This is a genomic window from Leptospira yasudae, assembly GCF_003545925.1.
GTDB classification, from domain to species: Bacteria; Spirochaetota; Leptospiria; order Leptospirales; family Leptospiraceae; genus Leptospira; species Leptospira yasudae.
In genome coordinates this window covers 1-1,891 of record NZ_QHCU01000019.1, presented here as the reverse complement: position 1 = coordinate 1,891, position 1,891 = coordinate 1, and the positions used below count along the sequence as shown (strand labels likewise).

At 45.6% G+C, this 1,891-nt stretch carries 1 protein-coding gene; it reads right to left on the bottom strand.

Translation table 11 applies throughout. From position 1 onward, the window contains the following. Positions 1–1,601: methyl-accepting chemotaxis protein (locus DLM76_RS21370; RefSeq protein ID WP_147455822.1), on the bottom strand; the 1,601-nt coding region annotated here is incomplete at its 3' end. Positions 1,602–1,891: the final 290 nt, after the last annotated feature.

The window sequence follows — 1,891 nt, the reverse complement described above, 5'->3', positions numbered from 1 at the left end:
CTTGCGGCTTCGATGGCTGCGTTCAAGGCGAGGAGATTCGTCTTTTCGGAAATCTCGGTGATGATGGAAAGGATTTCTGTGATTCGGGAAGCGCTGTCTCCGATCGCAGCCATCGCGCTTGTAGAAGCGACCATCGCATTCTCCCCCGTAACCCCTTGCTCTTTGGACTCGGCGGCTAAACGTACCAAGTCTTGCATCTCTCGGTTGATGTTTGCGATTTGCTCTTTCAGTCTGTCCACGTTTCCGTCGATCTCTTTCATGCTGGAAACTGCTTTCTCCATCGACTTACCGACGTTTTGTGCGGAGGCTGCGAGTTCTTCGACCGCCGCCGAAGATTCTTCCGCTGCGGAAGCTTGTGTTTGTGCGACATCGGAAAAGCTTCTCGATGAATCCGCCATCTTTTCGGACGTGTCTTTGAGGACGTTTGCAGATCCTCCGATCTCTCGAACGACCTTGAGAAGATTCTCCCGCATCAGATTCATAGAATGAAGAAGGGTCCCGATTTCATCCGAACGATGATGATCCGCTTTTTCCGCGATTAAATTTCCTTTCGCGATTTCTTCCGAAAATCCGATGGCCTTCAACAAACCGACCGTAATCAATTTTTGGAATATGAAACTGAGGCAGATTAGAACTGAAATCAGGATGAGAATCGCGGAGATATAACTTTTAAAAAGAATCGTCAAGACTTCGCTTTGATAGATCGCATCCGGAACGCTGACCTGCATCACCCAATATCGTTTGTCCTTTCCGACGTGAAACGGAAAGTAGTAGTGCGTATGTCCTTCCGAGTTGAACGTAAAGTTTTTTCCTTCCTGGCTTTTCTTTAAGAAGTGTTCTAATTCTTCCTTGTCCGGAATTTTATTTCCGATCAGCTTTACGTCCTTTCCGTTGACCGCATACAAACCGCTCGGTGAAACCAAGGTCATATAACCTTGACCGCGAAACGGTTTTACTTCTCCGAATTTCTTTTGGAGTTCTTCCACCTTGAGATCGATTCCGCACGCGCCTCTGAAAAAACCCTCCTTGCTGATCGGAGCGACGATGGAAAGCATCATCGTGTCTACGTTTCTGGATTTATAACGATACGGTTCGGAAACGAAGTAGGTGTTTTTCTTTTTCGGAATTTGATAGAAGTCGCCTGTGCCGTCCGTGTTTTCATAGCCGACGCTCGCGTCGATTTTGGCTTTCCCTTTTTCACCGGATTGATAGACGTAAGGAACGAATCGTCCGCTTGCGTCATGACCGACCGCATTGCGGAATTGCGCGTCCTTTCCGTCGTAAAGATTCGGTTCGTATACGAGCCAAAGCGCAAAGAAGGAAGGGTTTCGTTCGATGACTTCACGGATTGAACCGATGATTTCATTGCGAGGAGGAGACGTATAAATCAGAGGAGAACGAAATCCCCTCGCATAAAACATCGCAGAATCAAGAATGTCTTTTACTTCCAAAGACCATCGTTCGGAAGTGATCGTCGAATTATTTTCGACTTCCGCTTTGAGGTTTTGATACGAAGTAACGGAATTGATCGCCGCAAGAATCGAAAAGCCGATAAACAAAACAATCGATAAATATAATGAAATGCGAACTCGAATACTCATACCGTTCCACCTTTTGCCGCCGAAATGGGAAAAGTTATTGTATCGAATAACGGAATTCCTTCAATTCAAATATTCATCCCTTAAGTATATAAGGACTTAGAATTATAATTCACGATTATCTTGTAAAATTAAAGAACAGGCTCTTGGGAGAGGTTCTAACTCAACCGTATCTGCGTTTTTCATCAATTCGTTTTGAATTTGCCGATGAGTTGTCCTAAGTTTTCGGCTTGTCCGTGCATGTTTCCGGAGAATGAGGTGAGATCGTCCGCACCCGCAGCGATTTCCTGAGT